We start from the raw sequence: 17370 nt of genomic DNA on the forward strand, positions 1-17370 counted from the left end.
CACCACGAGCCGGCGGGCCGGGGCGAACGTGCGGTCGGACGTCGTCCCCGCCGCACCGCCGTCCGGAGCGGACGCGGGCGGCCCGTCGTCACCGCGCGCGGCCGGCGCGCGCTGCAGCAGCACCGGCGGCGACCCCAGCCACGAGGTGCCCTGCCCGGCCTCGGCCGGCGTCTTCGACAGCACCGCGACCAGCCCGCCGTCCGGCACCTGCCGGCCACCCGCCGTCATGCCGGAGTTGCCGAGGAAGGCGCGCTCGCCGACGACGGCCGGGCGCACCCGCAGCCAGCCGTGCGCGAGCTGGTAGCTGCCGACCAGCGTGTCGTCGGCCAGGAACGCGTGGTCGCCGACGGTCGTCGTGCGCGGCAGCAGCAGCACGGTCGAGGCCTCGACACCGCGACCGACCCGCGCGCCGAGCACCCGCAGCCACGTGGGGGTGAGCAGGCTGGCGTACACCGGGTACAGCCAGGTGCGCGCGTCGTCGAGCAGCCGGTGGGTCGCCCACACCTGCCAGCCGCGGCGGCTCAGCACCGGGTGGTCGCCCTCGCGCAGCCCGAGCTGCAGCAGCCGGGCGGTGACGCCGGTGAGCAGCAGCTGCACCAGCAGCGCCACGAGCGCGGCCGGCAGCGCCCGGGCCAGCACCGACACGGCGGCGTCCCCCGGGCCGGTGGAGCGGTCGACGGCCGGCAGCACGACGAGCAGGGCGGCCACCAGCGACACCACCGGCAGGCAGGCGAGCGCGACGGCGGTGAGGCCGTAGACCCAGGCCCAGCGCCCGTCGCGCGGACCCCGCTTGCGCGGCCAGTCCCGGTGCGCGACACCGGTTCTGGTGGCCGGCGACCCCGACCACAGCTCGTCCGGCGGCACCGAGCCGCCCACCGCGCTGCCGGCGGACACCTCGGCGTCCTGGCCGACCCGAGCGCCCGGCAGCAGCACGGTGCGGGTGCGCACGGTGGCGCCGGCCCCCACGCGGACGCGTCCGACGTGCACCACGTCGCCCTCGACCCAGACGCCGCTCAGGTCGACCTCCGGCTCGACGGAAGCGCGCTTGCCGAGCGTCAGCATGCCGGTCACCGGGGGCAGCGAGTGCAGGTCGACCTTCTTGCCGATCCGGCAGCCCAGCGCCCGCGCGTAGACCGGGATCCACGGCGCACCGGCGAGGCCGTCGGCGCCCAGGGCGTCGGCCACCGACTGCGCCGCCCAGAGCCGCAGGTGCACCGAGCCGCCACGCGGGTAGGTGCCCGGCCGCAGCCCGCGCAGCAGGGTGCGCGCGACGGCGACCGTGCCGGCCATCCGTCCCCACGGCGTGAGCAGCAGCAGCCACCCGGGCAGCAGCGCCCACCACCGGACGTCGGGGAACCAGCGCGGGCCGTCGACGACCAGCGCGGCGGTGCCGGCGAGCGTCAGCCAGCGCAGCCCCGTCGCCACGGCGAGCAGCGCGCTCACCAGCTGCATCACGACCTGCGCCCGCAGCGGCACGGGAGCCGTCGGCCGGGCCGGCTCGCGGTCGGTGTCGGCGGGCGCCAGCTCGTCGAGGCGCGCGGCCAGCTGCAGCAGCCCGGGGTTCTCGTACACGTCGGCGACGGTGGCCTGCGGGTAGCGCTCGCGGGCGGCGGCCACGAGCTGCGCGGCGGCCAGGCTGCCGCCGCCGTCGGCGAGGAAGTCGGAGCCGGCTGTCGCCGGCGTGCCGAGCACCCGCGACCACAGCCCGGCCAGCCACGCGGCGGTGCCGTCGAGCGAGGCGTCGGCGGCGCCGTCCGACACCGACGGCAGCGGCCAGGGGAGCGCGTCGCGGTCGACCTTGCCCGACGTCCGGGTGGGGATGTCGTCGACCGCCGCGAGCAGCGTCACCAGCGCCGCGGGCAGGCTCTCGCGCAGCCGGGCCAGGGCGGCGGCGCGGTCGAGCGGGGCGCCGCCGCGGGTGGTGACGTAGCCGACGAGCACCTTGGTGCCGCCCGGCGTGGTGCGCACCGCCGCGGCCGCCCCGCCGACCTCGGGCAGTCGCAGCAGCGCGGCGTCGACCTCGCCGAGCTCGATGCGCCGGCCACCGACCTTGACCTGGTCGTCGGCCCGGCCGACGAACGCCAGCCCCTCAGGCTCCGCGCGCACGAGGTCGCCGCTGCGGTAGGCCCGCTGCCAGCCGAGGGAGGGCATCGGGGCGAAGCGGGTGGCGTCGAGCTCGGGGTCGAGGTAGCGGGCCAGACCGACACCGCCGATCACCAGCTCGCCCACCTGGCCGTCGGCGACGGGCGCGCCGTCCTCACCGACCACCGCGAGCGACCAGCCGTCGAGCGGCAGCCCGATGCGCACCGGCTCGCCGGCGTGCAGCTGCGCGGCGCACGCCACGACCGTGGCCTCGGTGGGGCCGTAGGTGTTCCAGACCTCCCGGCCGGGCGTCGCCAGCCGGTCGACGAGCTCGGGCGGGCAGACCTCGCCGCCGAACACCAGCAGCCGCACCGCGTCCAGCGTCGCCGAGGGCCACAGGGAGGCCAGGGTCGGCACGGTCGAGACGACGGTGATGCCGCGGTCGACCAGCCACGGCGCGAGGTCCATGCCCGAGCGCACCAGCGCGCGCGGGGCGGGCACGAGGCAGGCGCCGTGCCGCCAGGCCAGCCACATCTCCTCGCACGAGGCGTCGAACGCCACCGACAGGCCGGCCAGCACGCGGTCGCCGGGGCCGATCGGCGCGTCCTGCAGGAACAGCCGCGCCTCGGCGTCGACGAACGCGGCCGCCGAACGGTGCCGCACCGCGACGCCCTTCGGGGTGCCCGTCGAGCCCGACGTGAAGATGACCCAGGCGTCGTCGTCCGGCCCGGGGTCGCCGCCGTCCGGCACCCGGACGGGTTCGGCGGCGACGTCGGCGTCGCGCACGCGCAGGCCGGTGCTCGTGAGCGTGGCCCGCACCCCCGCCGTCCGGAACACCAGCCGCGCGCGCTCGCGCGGGTCGTCGGCGTCGACCGGCACGTACGCCGCCCCCGCGACCAGCACGCCGAGCACCGAGACGTACAGCTCGGCGGTGCCCGACGGCAGCCGGACGCCGACCCGGTCGCCGCGCCGCACCCCGGCCCGCCGGAGCCGATCGGCGACCTCCTCGGCCCGCCGCACGAGGGTCGCGTAGTCGAGCACCTCGTGGCCGTCGTCGACCGCGGGCCGCTCGGGGTGCGCGGCGGCGGTGTCCCGCAGCACCTGCACGAGGGTGCGTTCGGCCGGGGCGTGGTCGGCGCGCTCGAGGGTCGGCACGCTGGACCGTGGCACGCGTCGGCGTCCTCGCGGTGGACGTCCGGTGAACGCCGCGCGTCGTGGCCGGCGTCACGACGGCCCCCTGATGGTCGTCCTGGCGCCGACCGGCGTTCACCCTGCGCGGCTAGCGTCCGTGCGTCCGGCAACGGTTCTCACTGAAACCCTCCAGGAGCAGCGCGTGGACGTCTCCCTCCTCGTGGTCGTCGTCATCGTCACGGCGCTGGCCTTCGACTTCACCAACGGCTTCCACGACACCGCGAACGCGATGGCGACGTCGATCGCGACGGGTGCCCTGCGACCACGGGTCGCGGTCGGCATCTGCGCGGTGCTGAACCTCGTCGGGGCGTTCCTGTCGACGGAGGTGGCCAAGACCATCTCCAGCGGCCTCATCGACGACGCGAAGATCACGCCCGCCGTGGTGTTCGGCGGCCTGGTCGGCGCGATCGCCTGGAACCTCGCCACCTGGTTGCTGGGCCTGCCCTCCTCGTCGTCGCACGCGCTCTTCGGCGGGCTGATCGGCGCGACGTGGGTCGCGGCCGGCAGCGACGCCGTGCACTTCTCCGCCGTGGTGTCGAAGGTGCTGCTGCCGGCGGTCGCCTCCCCGCTGATCTGCGGCGTGGTCGCCGGCCTGGCGACGTTCATCGCCTACCGGCTGACGGCGCGCTCGGCCGACACCGCGCGGTCCGGGTTCCGGCACGGGCAGACGGTCTCCGCGTCGCTGGTCTCGCTGGCGCACGGCACGGGCGACGCGCAGAAGACGATGGGCATCATCACGCTGGTGCTCATCGCGTCGGGGTCGCTGCGCGAGGGCTCGGGCCCGCCGTGGTGGGTCATCCTGCTCGCCGGCGCGGCGATCGCCGCCGGCACCTACTCGGGCGGCTGGCGCATCATCCGCACGATGGGCAAGGGCCTCACCGACATCCAGCCGCCGCAGGGCTTCGCCGCCGAGGCGTCGTCGACCGCGACGCTGCTCGCCTCCGCCCACCTCGGGTTCGCGCTGTCGACGACGCAGGTGGTCTCCGGCGGCATCCTCGGTGCCGGGGTCGGACGCCGGCTGGCCGAGGTGCGCTGGAACGTGGCCGGCCGCATGGCCTCCGCGTGGCTGCTCACGCTGCCGGCCGCCGGGGTCGTCGGCGCCTTCGGCGGGAAGCTCGCGTCGAGCGGCACCGTCGGCGTGGTGGTCGTCGCGCTGGTCGCCGTCGCCCTGATGGGGCTGGCGTTCGCCGCGGCGCGCCGCCGACCGGTCACCTCGTCGAACGTGAACGACGCACCCGACGTCCAGCTGTCGCCGGCCACCGCCGGTGCGGCGGCCTGAGAGGACCCGCAGATGACCATCGACTGGCACGCCCTGCTGCTGGTGGCCGGCGTCAGCCTCGCCTTCGGCGTCGGCGTCGTCACCGTGTTCTCCCTCGGCCTGGTGTCGCTGGCCGGCGGCGGTTCGGCCGGCGCGGGGGACGACCGGGTGACCGTCGTGCAGCCGACCGCCGCGGGACGCGCGGCCGCCTACCTCTGCTTCGCCCTCTGCGCCGCGGCCGTGCTGTTCGGCATCTGGCTCATCGTGCCGCAGTTCCACTGAGCCGCAACGGTTCTGGTGCCGCCGGCCAGGTCGCTCGATCGGCCGGACGGCGCAGCACGGGCACCAGCAGGGCACCGCGGAACAGCGCGTATCCGAGCGGCGCGCCGACGGTGTTCGCCAGCAGGTCGTTCACGTCGGCGACGTGCCCGCCGTGCCCGGTGACGGCGTTCAGCAGCTGCACGAGCTCCATCGACAGGCTCAGCGCGAAGCCGAGGCCGAGCACGCGCGACGCCGACCCGGTGCGGGACACGAGCGGCAGCAGCGCCCCGAGCGGCACGAACACCAGGACGTTCTGCAGGTCGTCCGCCGGCTCCGTGTTCACCAGCGGCACGGCGTTCACGAACACCGTCCACGGCGGCGGGTCGACGGCGGACCCGAAGGTGATCGGCAGCACGGTGTTGGCGACGATCCCTGCGACGTACACCGCCGCGACGGCGCCCACCGCGACGCGCAGCGGGGTGAGCGCCGCGCGCCGGTGCAGCCACCACAGCGCACCGGCGAAGGCGACGGCGGCCAGCAGCGGCAGCGCCAGCGGGAGGGCGCGAAGCTCGTGCGGCATCACGCGAGCGTCCCAGACGCAGATCGCTCGCCGGCCGGACGCCGCGCCGCGAGCACGCAGGCGCCGAGCACCAGCGCCAGCACCACGGCGTCGTGCGCCAGCTTGCGGCCGGTGCCGACGTCGCCGGTGAGCGGGTCGTAGGTGAACGCGAAGCCGCCGCGGGCCAGCAGGACGCCGGCCGCCACGGCGACGGCCTGGCGCGGACCCCAGCCGGTGCGTCGCGAGCACCGGTGCAGCAGCACGGCCCCGACGACGAGCGCGGCCGTCGCGCCGAGGGTGCCGGCCCACGTCGTCGACAGCGTCTGGTTCACCAGGGCCAGCGCGAGCGAGACCAGCACGACGACCCACCAGCGCGGTGCCGGTGCGTCGACCGGTGCACGGCGGGCACGGCGCCGGAGCAGCACCGCCGTGACGACGAGCGCCACCACGACGACTGCGGCGCCGAGCAACCGGGCCGGTGCCACGGGCTGCGCCTGCTGCGAGCGCTCGTCGGCCCAGACCAGCAGCGCCGCGGCGATCCACGTCAGGGCCGCGACGCCGAGCCCGATGCGGCCGCACCACGTCGTCCGGTCCCGTCCAGAGCGAGCCGCCAGCCCCTCGGCCACCGCGATCGGCGCCGCGATGCTGTAGACCACGTGGCCCCCCACGAAGTTCTGCACGTCGTACGCGCTGGTGCCGAGCGGGCCGAGCCACGTGCCCCGCACCATGTCGTGCCACACCGCGATGCCGTGGTACTCCAGCGCGAACAGCGACTGGTCGACCAGCCCCGCCTGCAGCACCCCGAACGCCAACGCCAGCAGCAGCACCCCGGTCCACCCCAGCCCGTACCGCCGGGCGGCCTCGCGGATCAGGAGCGCCGGTGCGCCGTACAGCGGCGCGAGCACGATCAGCCCGGCGACCAGCGCCACCGCGTCACCCGTCGTGCTGTCGTACGCCGCCAGGTACTCCGCGCACACCGGAGACAGCACCAGCAGCAGCAGCACCGGCCCCCACGCCACCCGCCCCCGTCGCCCCATCCCGCGACGCTAGCGCGACCGGCGGGCCAGGGTCACGACGTGTGCTTCGGTTGCCGTGAGGCGATCGACTAGCCGCCGCTGGTGCGCGGCGCCGCCAGCTCGGTCAACGGGTCGCCGACCTGCTCGAGGCGGAGGGCGAACTCGAGCACCTCGTCGAAGGTGATCGGCTCGCCGGCGTGCGGCTCGAGGGCCTCGAGCGGCACCTGCCACGAGACCGGCTCGACGCCGGCCAGCATCAGCAGCCGCCGGGCGCGGGCGGGAGCGTCCTTGCGGATCGACTCGCCGCAGCCGGGGCAGGTGAAGCGGTAGAACGACCAGTCGGCGACGGAGCACTGGCAGAGCAGCACCTCGTCGGCGGTGAGGTCGACCGAGCCGCAGCTCGGACAGGTCGCGCAGATCTTCGGCATGACGCCTCGCTCCGGTCGTGGTGTCCGTCAACCTGTGTGACGTGTCGCCGGCCCCCGGGGTTCAGCCCCGGGCGCCCGGTCGGCCGCTCACGAGCCGACGAGCAGCGTCTGCCAGCTGCCGCGGCCGGCCCGCTTGGCGGCGTACATCGCCTGGTCGGCCCGCTGCAGCAGCAGCTCCGCGGCGGCGCCGTGGTCGCCCGGACCCACCACGCTGACGCCGACGCTGGCACCCACCTGCAGGGTCACGGCGTCCAGCACGAACGGCTCGCGCAGTGCGTCGACGATGCCGGACGCGACGCGCTCCGCCACCTGCGAGGCCTGGGCCGGCAGGTCGGTGAGCAGCACGAGGAACTCGTCGCCGCCCTGCCGGGCCAGCAGGTCGTCGGCCCGCAGCACGCTGCGCAGCCGCTCGGCGACCAGCGCGAGCAGCTCGTCGCCGCCGCTGTGGCCGAGCCGGTCGTTGACGTCCTTGAAGTTGTCGAGGTCGACGAACAGCAGCGCGGTCGAGCTGCCGCGACGGCGTCCGCGCTCGAGCCCCTCGCGCAGGGCGTCGGCGAGCCGGGTGCGGTTGGCGAGCCCGGTCAGGGCGTCGGAGTACGCCAGGTGGGTCACCCGGGCCTCGGCCTCGACCCGTGCGGTGACGTCGTCCTGCACGCCGATGTAGTGGGTGACGACGCCGTGCTCGTCGAGCACCGGGCTCAGGCTCAGCTCGTTCCACCAGGGCGTGCCGTCCTGGCGGTAGTTCAGCAGCCGCGTGTGGATGCCCTCGCCGGCGGCGATGGCGGCGCTGATGTCGGCGATCACGCGCGGGTCGCTGCCGGGGCCCTGCAGGAACCGGCAGTTGCGGCCGAGCACCTCGTCGGCCGACTGCCCGCTGAGCCGGGCGAACGCGCTGTTCACCCAGATCAGCGGCTGGCCGGGCAGGCGGGCGTCCGACACGGTGATGCCGGTGGTCGCGGCGTCGAGCGCGCGCTGCAGCAGCGGCGCGTCGAGCAGGTGGCCGGGCAGGGCCTCGGAGAGCGCGGCCGTGCCCGTCGCCTCGCCCAGCGGGGTGCGAGGACCGGGCAGCGCGCCGACCCGGGTCACCGGCAGCTGCGGCAGGTCGGCCACCGGCGGCTCGGGCCACACGCGGGTCATCATCGACCCGGCCACGCGGATGGTGAGCTCGCGGTCGTGCGACAGCACGAACTCGAAGCGGCGCTCCATGTCGGGGCCCTCGTCGCCGAGGTCGCGGGCGACCAGGCAGGCGGCGAAGTGCGGGCCGAGCACCGCGATGTCCCACTCGCCGAGCAGGGGGTCGCGGCCGGTGAGCGCGCCACCGCGGACGCCGGGCAGCGGGTCGGCCGGCACGTCCTCGCCGAGCGCGGCGACGAACGCGCACGACTCGGCGAGCGCGGCGTACCGCCGCTTCGTCGCGGGCGTCAGGAACCGCACGTCCTGGAAGGCGCTCAGCACGATCGCGCTGTCGCCGGCCGCGTGGGCCTGCGCCTCGAGGTGCTTGCTGACGGCGATCAGCAGGCGCTTGTCGGCGGCGCGCGGCGTGCGGGTGCGGGCGACGGCGTCGAACGGGCTGACGTCGGCGCGACCGTCGCGGCGCGGGCTGATCCGCACGGTCTCGCGCTCGGTCGGGGCGGTGACCGCGCCGACCGCGGGCAGGTCGCCGGGCCGGGCGAAGTGCCAGCCCTGGCCGATCGTCGCGCCGTACGCGCGGGCGGTCAGCACGTGGTCGGCGGTCTCGAGGCCCTCGGCGAGCACCAGCGTGCCCGACCGCTCGGCCTCGGCGTGCACGGCGTTCACGACGGCCGCGATGTCGGCGGTGGGCCGGTCCTGCACGAGCCGCAGGTCGAGCTTCACGACGTCCGGGCGCACCAGCGGCAGCAGCGCCAGCGACGCGGGGTCGGCGCCGACGTCGTCCAGCGCGACGCCCCAGCCGAGCTCGCGCACCCGCGCCACGGCCTGCAGCAGCTGCGCCGGGCGGGCGGTCAGCTCGCGCTCGGTCAGCTCGACGACGATGTTGAAGCCCAGCGCCTCGTGCTCGGCGGCCGGCCGCCAGCCGTCGAGGGCCTCGGGCTCGGCGTTGACGAACAGGGTGAACGGGCGGGTCAGGCCGGCCTCGCTCGCGGTGCGCAGCGCGGTGGTGCGGCAGGCCACGTCGAGGTCCTTGAGGCGGCGGTGCCTGCGGGCGGCGGCGAAGAGGCGGTCGGGCGTCTCGAGCGCCGTGCCGGCCGGGCCGCGGGTCAGCGCCTCGTACCCGACGACGGCTCCGGAGTCGAGGTCGACGAGCGGCTGGAACACGGTGCGCAGACGCTGGTCCGCGAGCACCTGCTCGAGGAGCTCGAAGTCGTCGTCGTGGGGCACGAGGAGTCTCCAGGGTGTGGGTCGCCCGCTTGCTCGAGCCGGGGTGGCCGGGTGCGGCACTGTTCTGGCTGTCGGCACGATCGCGGCAGTCCTGTAGCGCCAGGGGTCCGGAGCGCTCACGGATACCCCCAGGGGGTACAGTGGTCCGAAGTCGACGAGAGGGCGGACCATGACGAGCGAGCAGGACGACTGGACCGGCACCTGGACGGTCACCGGCATGACGTGCGAGCACTGCGTGCGCTCGGTCACCGAGGAGGTGCAGGAGCTGCCTGGTGTCCGCGACGTGCAGGTCGACCTCGGCAGCGGCCAGGTCACCGTCGCGGCCGCCGAGCCGCTGAGCGACGACGCCGTGCGCGGTGCCGTCGAAGAGGCCGGGTACGCGCTCGGATGACCGCACCCACCGGCCACGACGTCGAGCTGCTGATCGGCGGCATGACGTGCGCGTCGTGCGCCGGCCGCATCGAGCGCAAGCTCAACCGGCTGCCCGGCGTCAGCGCGACGGTGAACCTCGCCACCGAGCGGGCCCGCGTCTCGTACGCCGACGACCTGACGCCCGCCGACCTCGTGCAGGTCGTCGAGGACGCCGGGTACCGGGCGACGCTGCCGTCCGCGGGCGGCGACGACGAGGCGGCGGCCGAGCTCGACGCGCGGCTGCTGCGCCGGCGCCTGCTCGTCAGCGCGGCGCTGTCGCTGCCCGTCGTGCTGCTCGCCATGGTGCCGACGCTGCAGGTCACCGGCTGGCAGTGGGCGTCGCTCGTGCTCGCCACCCCGGTCGTGGCGTGGGGCGGCCTGCCGTTCCACCGCGCCGCCTGGCTGAACCTGCGCCACCGCACGGCCACGATGGACACGCTGGTGTCGGTCGGCACCCTCGCCGCCTACGCCTGGTCGGTCGTCGCCCTGACCCTCGGCACCGCCGGCGAGCTCGGCATGCGGCACCCCTTCGAGCTGACCGTCCGCCGCGGCGAGGGGCTCGGCACGATCTACCTCGAGACCGCCGCTGCGGTCACCACCCTGATCCTCGCCGGGCGGTACGCCGAGGCCCGCTCCACGCGCCGCGCCGGTGCCGCCCTGCGCGCGCTGCTGCAGCTCGGCGCCCGCGAGGTGACCCTGCTCGTCGACCCCTCCGCGGCCCCCTCCTCTATGGCGCAGGGTGCCCCCGTGCCGTTCCTGTCGGCGCAGGGTGCCCCCGTGCCGCCCCCGTCGGCGCAGGGTGCCCCCGTGCCGGTCGAGGTGCGGGTGCCCGTGGAGCGCCTCGCGGTGGGCGACCGGTTCGTCGTCCGGCCCGGGGAGCAGGTGGCGACCGACGGCGTGGTCGAGCACGGCAGCAGCGCGGTCGACGCGTCGATGCTCACCGGCGAGTCGGTGCCCGTCGAGGTCGCGGTGGGCGACGCGGTGGTCGGCGGCACGGTGAACGCGCACGGCCGGCTCGTGGTCCGCGCGACGCGGGTGGGCGGCGAGACGCAGCTGGCGCGGATGGCCCGGCTGGTCGAGCGCGCGCAGCACGGCAAGGCCGAGGCGCAGCGGCTCGCCGACCGGGTGAGCGCGGTGTTCGTGCCGGTCGTCATGGTGCTGGCCGTCGGCACCCTGGTCGGCTGGCTGCTCGCCGGCGGGGGAGCGGCCGCCGCCTTCACCGCGGCCGTGGCGGTGCTCATCATCGCCTGTCCGTGTGCGCTCGGGCTGGCCACGCCGACGGCGCTCATGGTCGGCACCGGCCGCGGTGCGCAGCTCGGCATCCTGGTGAAGGGGCCCGAGGTGCTCGAGCAGACGCGCCGCGCCGACACCGTCGTGCTCGACAAGACCGGCACGCTCACCACCGGCCGCATGCGACTCACCACCGTCGTCGCGGCGTCCGGCACCGACGAGCGCGACCTGCTGCGGCGCACCGGCGGGCTCGAGGACGCCTCCGAGCACCCGGTCGCGCGTGCCGTCGCGGCTGGCGCGCGCGAGCGGCTCGGCACGCAGCACCTGCCCCCGGTCGACGGTTTCGCGAACACGGCGGGGCTCGGCGTCCGCGGGACGGTCGACGGCGTCGAGGTCACGATCGGCCGCCCCGAGCTGCTGGCGGACGCCGGCCTCGAGCTGACGGACGGCGTCCGCCGCGCGCTCGACGACGCCCTCGACGCCGGTGGCACGGCGGTGCTCGCCGGCTGGGGCGGCGCGGTGCGCGGCCTGCTCGTCGTCGCCGACACCCTGCGCCCGACGTCCGCCCTGGCCGTGTCGCGGCTGCGCGACCTCGGCCTGCACCCGGTGCTGCTCACCGGTGACCACGAGCGCGTCGCGCACGCCGTCGCCGCCGAGGTGGGCATCGCGCCTGCGGACGTCGTCGCCGACGTGCTGCCGCACGAGAAGGTCGCCGTCGTGCAGCGCCTGCAGGGGGAGGGGCGGGTCGTGGCGTTCGTCGGCGACGGCGTGAACGACGCCGCGGCGCTCGCGCAGTCCGACCTCGGCCTGTCGATGGGCACCGGCACCGACGCCGCCATCGAGGCCGGCGACCTGACGCTCGTGCGCGGCGACCCGCTCGCCGCCGCCGACGCCGTCCGGCTGGCCCGGCGCACGCTGGGCACCATCAAGGGCAACCTGTTCTGGGCGTTCGGCTACAACGTCGCCGCGATCCCGCTCGCCGCCGCCGGCCTGCTGAACCCGGTCATCGCCGGCGCGGCCATGGCCTGCTCATCGCTGTTCGTCGTCGGCAACAGCCTGCGGTTGCGCGGTTTTCGGCCGCTGTAGCCGACGCGGCCAGGCGACCGCGGCCAGCGCCAGCACCGCCAGCGCGAGCAGCACGAGCGCCCAGGCCGGCGGCGTCCAGCCGATCGCGCTCGAGCACCGCGCCACCTCGTCGTCGCTGCCCTGCACGCACTCCACCGGCCACGCCACCACCGCGGCCACCAGCGCCACCACCACGACCCCGAACCGGCGCACCGTCATGCCCCCTGCGACGCAGCGGCCGCGGGGGTGGTTCCCTGTGCGCCGGACGGGTCGAGCTGCAGCGAATCCCGGACGACGACCCGGTGCAGCGCGCAGGATGCCGGGTGTGCGTCGCGTCCCGCTGCTGCTCGGAGCCGCCCTGCTGGTCGCGCTGACGGGGTGCAGCCAGACGCCACCGCGGGCCGCGGTCGACGAGCGTCCGACGATCTACTGCGTCGGCACGGAGGACCCGAGCGGCGGGTGCGTGCCGCCGCCAGCACCGGCCGACGGCGTCGCCGGCGACGCGGACGACGCGGACGACGCGGACGACGCGAGCGACGAGGACGAGGCGCCGGCGGAGGAGCGGCCCGCGCCGAAGGGCCCGGCCGTCCAGCGCACGTTCGCGTGGGCCGACGTCGACGACTGGACGCCGTGCCTCGCCTTCGTGCGGGGGTTGTCGCCGCGCGCCGCGCTGCAGCAGCTGGTCGACGAGCCGCAGACCCCGCTCGAGGCGCCGGCTGCGGTGCGGCGGTACGTCGACCAGGAACCGCTCGACCCGGAGGACGGGGACCGCGGCGGCGCCTACGCCGGGCGCCTCGGCGGATGGACCTGGACCTACGAGGACGACGGGTACGCGTGCTCCGACCCCGACCGAGCGGTGCGCATGGCGGCGCACGGCACCTTCGTCTCGGTCTACTGGGACGTCGAGCTCGACAACGCCTTCGTCCTGGCCCGCGACGGCAAGCTGCTGCGCGAGATCGACGTGCTCGACCGCGCGGACGGCACCGGTCCCGAGCTGCCCCAGGAGCGCGGCCTCGACTGGGAGGACGGGCTGTCGGCGGCGCTCGCCGTCCAGCACCGGATCACCGGCACGCCGGCGCACCAACCCGACTGGTACGAGCGGCACGCGACCGTCGCGGTCGGGTGGCTCGGGTAGCCGACGCAGGCGGGGTCAGCCGATGTCAGCCGAGCAGCCGCAGCACGTCCTGCGGCCTGCGGAGCCGGACGTCGGCGGGCAGCGCGGGGTCGTGCAGGTGACCCCAGGCGGCGGCGACGGCGAGGGCCCCGGCGGCGCGCGCGGCACCGAGGTCGGCGGGTGCGTCACCGACGTACGCCAGCTCGCCGACCGGCACGCCGAGCCGCGCGGCCACCTCGTGCAGGCCGTCGGGTGCGGGTTTCGGCCGTGCCACCTGGTCGCCGCCGACGAGCAGGTCGACCTCGACGCCGGCCGACGCGAACAGCACCTGCGCCCCGCGCGTGGCGTTGCCGGTGAACACGACGACCTGCTGCCCGGCGTCGCGCAGAGCCTGCAGCGCCTCGGGCACGCCGTCGTACGGCTGCAGGTGCGCGCCGTCCAGCCGGCGGTAGAACGCCTCGGCCTCGCCGTCCACCAGCGGGCGGCCGAGCAGGTGCTCCATGATCACCTCCGGCACGCCGCGCGCGTACGCCGCCACGACGGCGTCGCGGTCGACGACCGGCCCGCCGAGCTCGGCGACCGCGTCGGCCAGCGCCTGCGGCACCAGCTCGGTCGAGTCGAGCAGCGTCCCGTCCATGTCCCACACCACCTGCGTCACCCGGACAGCCTCGCAGGCGCCGCTTCACCGCGGTCGGCGCGCTGCCGATGACAGGCGTGCTGCCGTTCGAGACGAGGACCTCCGCATGACCGCCGTACCCACCGCCGCCGCCGGTGCCGTCCCGGCGCACCTGCTGCCCGCGCCGTCCGCCGTGCGCAGCAGCATCGGGCGCGAGGCCGTGCACGACGGCGTCGGCAACGTGGTGGCGTACAACCTGCGGTTCGGCGTGCGGACGTCGGGGGAGGCGCCTGACCTCGACCTCGAGCTCGCCGACCTCGTCACCCGCGCGTTCTCGCAGTTCCCGATCGAGCGCCTCGGCGGCGGCCGCCGCACCCTGCTGGTGAACCTGCCGCGCGCGATGGCGGTCGGCGCGGTGCCCGTCCCGTTCGGACCGCAGGCCGTGACGCTGCACCTGCTCGGCGAGTACGACGTGGACGACGAGGTGCTGGCCGGGCTGCACGTGTTGCTGGAGCAGGGTTTCCGGCTGTGCGTCGACGCCACGGTCGGCGGCGACGCCTGCGAGCAGCTGCTGCCGCTGGTGCACCTGCTGCGCGTCGCGGTCCCGGAGCCGGCACCCGAGCTGCCCGAGCTCGTCGAGTACGTGCGCGGGTGCGCACCGAACGCGCAGCTGCTGGCCGAGCAGATCCCGGACGTCGCGACGTACGAGGCCTGCCGCGCCGCGGGTTTCGACCTCTTCCAGGGCGTGCTGCCGACGGCCGCTCCGGAGCGCAGCGCGGCCGCTCCCGTCGCCGGACCCTCGCAGGCGGTGTGCCTGCAGGTGCTCGCCTCGCTCACCGACCCGGCGTCCACGACGGACGACCACCAGCGCATCGTCGCCGCCGACCCCGCCCTGTCGCTGCGCATCCTCGGCACGGTCAACTCCGCCAGCGGCGCCGGCCGGCAGGTCGAGTCGCTGCGCCAGGCGCTGGTGCTGCTCGGCCGCCGCTCGCTCAGCGCGTGGGTCACCCTCGCGGCGTTCGGCGGCCGCTCGTCGTCCCGCGAGGACATGGTCGACGTGCTCACCCGCGCCCGCACCTGCGAGCTGCTCGCCCCGTGGGTGCTCTCGCCCGCCGAGGCCCCCGCCGCCTACGCGGCCGGCCTGCTGAGCGGCGTCGTCGACGTGCTCGGCGTGGACGCCGCCGCCGTGGCCCACGAGGCCAAGCTCGGCCCCGCCCTCGTCGAGGTGCTCGTGCACCGCTCGGGCCCCGTCGGCGTGCTCGTCAGCGCGGTCGAGCAGTTCGACCGCACCGGCACGACCACCGGCTCGTTGTCCACTGACCGCCTTGACGAGGCCCGCCTCGCCGCGCTCGCCTCCGCGATCGAGACGGTCGACGCCGTGCTCGACGCCTGACCCCGCTCGCTCAGGCAGTGGGCGGCATCAGGACCTTCGTCATGTGCACGTCGGCCTCGCCCTGGACCGGCAACGCCGTCGTCCGGCCGTGCTCGACGTACCCGTGCCGCTGGTAGAACCCGGGCGCCTGGAACGTGAACGACGACACGACGACCTGCCGGCAGCCCCGCTCGCGAGCCACCTGCTCCGCCTCGTGCAGCAGCCGTGCGCCCCACCCGTCACGTCGGCTGTCCTCCCGCACCCACAGCATCGCGACGCCCGCGCACGTGCCCCACGTCCACCCGCTCAGCCCGGCCACGAGCTCGCCGTCCTCGTCATCCACCCGGATGCTCAGCTCGCGCTGGTCGCGGCTGCCCGAGGCGTCCAGGTTGAAGGCGTTCAGCTCGTCGCCCAGTCGCTGGTCGAGGGCCCGATCGGCACCGCCGACGGTCAGTCGGGGTCCCTCCGGATCGGTCACGCGCCGACCCTAGCCGCGCTGCCACGCCGCCATCACCGGCGCCGAGGACGGTGGCGGTCGAGCACGGGACGCTCGGCGTCGACACCTGATGACGTGACCGTCACCAAGAAGGTGCTGCTGAGCGTCGTCGTCCTGCTGGTGGCGGCGTCCGGTCTCGTCGCCGCCCAGCACGCGGTGGCAGGGATGCGCGAACGCCGCGCGACCGCCCGCGCCGCCTCGGCCCTGGCCGCGTTGCCTGCCCCCGACGGGACCACGCCCTGCCACCCTGCCTCCGGGCCGTCACTCCTGGTCTGCTGGTCCGGCCCGGGGCAGCCGGCACACGTCACGGCCTCACTGGCCCGACAGCTGACGGCACTCCGGTTCTCGCGCGTCGTCGCCTCCTGCCGGCGGCACCGGGCCGTCGGCGTCGTCTGCGCCGTCACGGCCGATCGCGAGGGACGCTCGTACGCGTTCGACGTCGGTCCCCAGGCAGACGCCGAGCTGCACGGCGCGTTCGTGTCCGGCGGGTACGAGTGGTTCGTCACCAACGAGATCCCGGGCGAGCCCGTTGACGTCCGGCTGTAGACCGGCGTCGCTGTCGGGTGGGGCAGGTGGGGCTCGAACCCACGACCGACGGATTATGAGTCCGCTGCTCTGACCGGCTGAGCTACTGCCCCGTCGCGGTGAGGCTACCGGCGGCGGCGGAGGTCCGGGCGCACGACCTCGCGCGGGCGGGTTGACCCAAAGCCCCACCGAATGTGACGCCGGTCATGCAGGCTGTGGTCCACCGGGGACGAGTCACGACCACGAGGGGCCCGCATGCAGCGCTTCAACCCACCGCCGAACTGGCCGGCCCCGCCCGCGGGATGGCGGCCGCACGCGGGGTGGACGCCGGACCCGAGGTGGGGGGCTGCCCCGGACGGGTGGCAGCTGTGGGTGGAGGAGCCGCGACGGCGGTGGGGGTGGCCGCTGGTGTCCGTCGGGGCGCTCGTGCTCGGTGTGATCATCGGCGCCGCCGGGGGTGACGGCGCCGCGACGGCGGAGGCGCCGTCGCCCGCACCGAGTGCGATGTCGTCCACGGTGACCGTGACGGCAGCGGGTGCGGCGGCGGTCGCGGCGGTGTCTGCGGAGGTCACGACGTCGACGATCACGTCGACCGTGACCAGGACGCGTCCTGCGAAGACGGTCACCCGTCCGGCGCGCACCGTGACCGTCACGAAGACGTCGAAGGCGAAGCGGCACGCTGTCGCCGCGCCCGCGCTCGACCCGCGGTACCGCACGTGCGGGGACGCGAACGACGCCGGCTACGGGCCGTACACCGAGGGCGTCGATCCCGAGTACGACTGGTACCAGGACCGCGACGGCGACGGCGTGGACTGCGAGCCCTGATCAGCTCGTAGCGCAAGCCCTGCCGTGCGTGGCCGCCCCGGACCACGGGCATCGGGGGGCGCAGCCTGGGGCGACCACGGCTCGAACGCTACGCGCACGCGGCATTTCGGACGTAGTGCCAATCGGGTGACATCGAACGGTGTCACCTCGAACGGTGCACACCGGGCATCCCCGTCAGGCGGGCGGGCCGAGCTCCACGACGAGGTGGCGGAAGCGGGCGGGCTGCTCGCGGCGCAGGTACGAGACCCACTCGCCGAGCGTCAGGGTGCTGCGGACGGCGTGCCGGGTGCTGCCGAGCTGGGCGGTGAGGCGGGTGCGGCTCGGGGCGCGGGCGTCCAGCCGCTCGAGCATCTTCTCGAGGCGGGCCTGCTCGGCCCGGGCGAGGCGCTCGGCGGCGGCGCGCTCGCGCTCCCACGCCGCCCGGTCGGTCATCGCCACCAGCGCAGCGTAGGGGTGGCGGGCCGGTCGGCGGGCCAGGGCGGGGGCCGTGTCGCGCAGCAGACGCGAGCAGGTGTTCAAGGCCGAACGGGTGACTGCCGATAGGCCGTTCGGGCGACTCCACC

The 17370-nt window shown here is 75.9% G+C and carries 17 protein-coding genes and 1 tRNA gene; 8 read left to right on the forward strand and 10 right to left on the reverse strand.

What is annotated here, in order from left to right:
• The coding region (locus ACYVI6_RS09280; protein WP_460446098.1) for a non-ribosomal peptide synthetase at positions 1-3252 on the reverse strand (3252 nt) is incomplete at its 3' end.
• Between the two features lie 163 nt (positions 3253-3415).
• Here ACYVI6_RS09280 and ACYVI6_RS09285 point away from each other — a divergent pair.
• The gene (locus ACYVI6_RS09285; RefSeq protein ID WP_460446099.1) at positions 3416-4552 is read left to right on the forward strand and encodes an inorganic phosphate transporter; all 1137 of its coding nucleotides are present in this window, start codon (positions 3416-3418) and stop codon (positions 4550-4552) included.
• Positions 4553-4564: 12 nt separating this feature from the next.
• A complete protein-coding gene (locus ACYVI6_RS09290; RefSeq protein ID WP_460446100.1) occupies positions 4565-4813 on the forward strand; it encodes a hypothetical protein in 249 nt (82 codons plus the stop codon).
• On the opposite strand, the gene ACYVI6_RS09295 is transcribed toward ACYVI6_RS09290, so the two are convergent.
• The 4 genes from ACYVI6_RS09295 to ACYVI6_RS09310 form a co-directional block, all read right to left on the reverse strand.
• Positions 4791-5372 carry a VanZ family protein gene (locus ACYVI6_RS09295; RefSeq protein WP_460446101.1) on the reverse strand — a complete coding sequence of 194 codons (582 nt, stop codon included), beginning with the start codon at positions 5370-5372 and terminating at the stop codon, positions 4791-4793. The genes ACYVI6_RS09290 and ACYVI6_RS09295 overlap by 23 nt on opposite strands.
• A complete protein-coding gene (locus ACYVI6_RS09300; RefSeq protein ID WP_460446102.1) occupies positions 5372-6388 on the reverse strand; it encodes a hypothetical protein in 1017 nt (338 codons plus the stop codon). The genes ACYVI6_RS09295 and ACYVI6_RS09300 overlap by 1 nt, the downstream gene beginning before the upstream one ends.
• A 68-nt stretch (positions 6389-6456) precedes the next feature.
• The gene (locus tag ACYVI6_RS09305) at positions 6457-6795 is read right to left on the reverse strand and encodes a hypothetical protein (RefSeq protein WP_460446103.1); all 339 of its coding nucleotides are present in this window, start codon (positions 6793-6795) and stop codon (positions 6457-6459) included.
• Positions 6796-6882: 87 nt separating this feature from the next.
• Positions 6883-9153: a diguanylate cyclase domain-containing protein gene (locus ACYVI6_RS09310; RefSeq protein ID WP_460446104.1), complete on the reverse strand. Its 2271-nt coding sequence runs from the start codon at positions 9151-9153 to the stop codon at positions 6883-6885.
• 169 nt (positions 9154-9322) lie between these two features.
• Here ACYVI6_RS09310 and ACYVI6_RS09315 point away from each other — a divergent pair, with 169 nt between their 5' ends.
• Positions 9323-9544 carry a heavy-metal-associated domain-containing protein gene (locus ACYVI6_RS09315; protein ID WP_460446105.1) on the forward strand — a complete coding sequence of 74 codons (222 nt, stop codon included), beginning with the start codon at positions 9323-9325 and terminating at the stop codon, positions 9542-9544.
• Positions 9541-11880 (forward strand): heavy metal translocating P-type ATPase, encoded by a 2340-nt coding sequence (locus ACYVI6_RS09320; RefSeq protein ID WP_460446106.1) that lies wholly within the window; start codon positions 9541-9543, stop codon positions 11878-11880. Before ACYVI6_RS09315 ends, ACYVI6_RS09320 begins: the two co-directional genes overlap by 4 nt.
• Here the strand turns inward: ACYVI6_RS09320 and ACYVI6_RS09325 are convergent.
• Complete coding sequence (locus ACYVI6_RS09325; RefSeq protein ID WP_284290440.1) at positions 11824-12078, reverse strand: hypothetical protein; 255 nt, start codon at positions 12076-12078, stop codon at positions 11824-11826. The genes ACYVI6_RS09320 and ACYVI6_RS09325 overlap by 57 nt on opposite strands.
• A 106-nt stretch (positions 12079-12184) precedes the next feature.
• Here ACYVI6_RS09325 and ACYVI6_RS09330 point away from each other — a divergent pair, with 106 nt between their 5' ends.
• Positions 12185-12994 carry a DUF6461 domain-containing protein gene (locus ACYVI6_RS09330; RefSeq protein ID WP_460446107.1) on the forward strand — a complete coding sequence of 270 codons (810 nt, stop codon included), beginning with the start codon at positions 12185-12187 and terminating at the stop codon, positions 12992-12994.
• A 25-nt stretch (positions 12995-13019) separates the two neighbouring features.
• Here the strand turns inward: ACYVI6_RS09330 and ACYVI6_RS09335 are convergent, their stop codons facing one another.
• Positions 13020-13631 (reverse strand): HAD family hydrolase, encoded by a 612-nt coding sequence (locus ACYVI6_RS09335; RefSeq protein WP_460446108.1) that lies wholly within the window; start codon positions 13629-13631, stop codon positions 13020-13022.
• A gap of 85 nt (positions 13632-13716) precedes the next feature.
• On the opposite strand from ACYVI6_RS09335, the gene ACYVI6_RS09340 reads away from it, so the two are divergent.
• Complete coding sequence (locus ACYVI6_RS09340) at positions 13717-14982, forward strand: EAL and HDOD domain-containing protein (RefSeq protein WP_460446109.1); 1266 nt, start codon at positions 13717-13719, stop codon at positions 14980-14982.
• A gap of 10 nt (positions 14983-14992) precedes the next feature.
• Here ACYVI6_RS09340 and ACYVI6_RS09345 read toward each other — a convergent pair whose 3' ends face one another.
• Positions 14993-15439: a GNAT family N-acetyltransferase gene (locus tag ACYVI6_RS09345; RefSeq protein WP_460446110.1), complete on the reverse strand. Its 447-nt coding sequence runs from the start codon at positions 15437-15439 to the stop codon at positions 14993-14995.
• Positions 15440-15532: 93 nt separating this feature from the next.
• Here ACYVI6_RS09345 and ACYVI6_RS09350 point away from each other — a divergent pair, with 93 nt between their 5' ends.
• Positions 15533-16003 carry a hypothetical protein gene (locus ACYVI6_RS09350; protein WP_460446111.1) on the forward strand — a complete coding sequence of 157 codons (471 nt, stop codon included), beginning with the start codon at positions 15533-15535 and terminating at the stop codon, positions 16001-16003.
• An 18-nt stretch (positions 16004-16021) separates the two neighbouring features.
• On the opposite strand, the gene ACYVI6_RS09355 is transcribed toward ACYVI6_RS09350, so the two are convergent.
• Positions 16022-16095: transfer RNA gene (locus ACYVI6_RS09355), tRNA-Ile, on the reverse strand.
• Between the two features lie 295 nt (positions 16096-16390).
• Here ACYVI6_RS09355 and ACYVI6_RS09360 point away from each other — a divergent pair.
• Complete coding sequence (locus tag ACYVI6_RS09360) at positions 16391-16807, forward strand: excalibur calcium-binding domain-containing protein (RefSeq protein WP_460446112.1); 417 nt, start codon at positions 16391-16393, stop codon at positions 16805-16807.
• Between the two features lie 174 nt (positions 16808-16981).
• Here the strand turns inward: ACYVI6_RS09360 and ACYVI6_RS09365 are convergent, their stop codons facing one another.
• Positions 16982-17245 carry a hypothetical protein gene (locus ACYVI6_RS09365; RefSeq protein ID WP_460446113.1) on the reverse strand — a complete coding sequence of 88 codons (264 nt, stop codon included), beginning with the start codon at positions 17243-17245 and terminating at the stop codon, positions 16982-16984.
• Positions 17246-17370: the final 125 nt, after the last annotated feature.

This window comes from Angustibacter aerolatus, from assembly GCF_054776675.1.